We start from the raw sequence: 261 nt of genomic DNA on the forward strand, positions 1-261 counted from the left end.
CAAGATTAAATAACTCTCTATCATGGAATTCCTATCTGTTTTCCACCATTCTTTCATTTTATCCTTCGCTATTTTTTCTTCTAATTCCATAAATTCATGTGCTTCCAAATTAGGGTACTTGGCGTGTAATTCTACTTCAAGTTCTGCCATATTCTTACCTTCTGGGTAACCTTTCCCTTGATACGTTCCAAGTAATAACGGATTCCCTGCCCCAGCAGTTAGTGGAATAAACTTATCAAATTGAATGTAATTGCGGGCCCA

1 pseudogene is annotated in these 261 nt (G+C 37.2%); it reads right to left on the reverse strand.

The window, feature by feature from the left end:
• Nucleotides 1-261 (reverse strand): annotated as a pseudogene (locus MR170_RS31590) (4-amino-4-deoxy-L-arabinose transferase); the annotation flags it as partial.

This window comes from Bacillus cereus group sp. BfR-BA-01524 (assembly GCF_022662595.1).
GTDB lineage: Bacteria > Bacillota > Bacilli > Bacillales > Bacillaceae_G > Bacillus_A > Bacillus_A thuringiensis_S.